Source organism: Brenneria sp. hezel4-2-4 (assembly GCF_013155275.1).
GTDB lineage: Bacteria > Pseudomonadota > Gammaproteobacteria > Enterobacterales > Enterobacteriaceae > Brenneria.
Map to the genome: position 1 here is coordinate 1 of NZ_JABJXS010000031.1, position 605 is coordinate 605.

At 52.6% G+C, this 605-nt stretch carries 1 rRNA gene; it reads right to left on the reverse strand.

From position 1 onward, the window contains the following. Positions 1-541, reverse strand: a 23S ribosomal RNA gene (locus HOY33_RS20460); the annotation flags it as partial. Positions 542-605: the final 64 nt, after the last annotated feature.

A 605-nucleotide genomic window follows, 5' to 3' on the forward strand; every position in this document is an offset into this window, starting at 1 on the left:
GGCTCCCACTGCTTGTACGTACACGGTTTCAGGTTCTATTTCACTCCCCTCGCCGGGGTTCTTTTCGCCTTTCCCTCACGGTACTGGTTCACTATCGGTCAGTCAGGAGTATTTAGCCTTGGAGGATGGTCCCCCCATATTCAGACAGGATGTCACGTGTCCCGCCCTACTCATCGAACTCACAATCCGTGCATCTTCGTGTACGGGACTTTCACCCTCTGTCGTGCGACTTTCCAGACGCTTCCACTGATACACAAACTGATTCTGGTTCTGGGCTCCTCCCCGTTCGCTCGCCGCTACTGGGGGAATCTCGGTTGATTTCTTTTCCTCGGGGTACTGAGATGTTTCAGTTCCCCCGGTTCGCCTCATCACACTATGTATTCATGTGATGATAATGTGTCGAAACACACTGGGTTTCCCCATTCGGGTATCGTCGGGTGTAGCGGTTCATATCACCTTGCCGACGCTTTTCGCAGATTAGCACGCCCTTCATCGCCTCTGACTGCCTAGGCATCCACCGTGTACGCTTAGTCGCTTAACCTCACAACCCGAAGGTGTCTTTGATAAATCAAGTCACGCTCGCGCTGCGATTATTTGAGAGACTC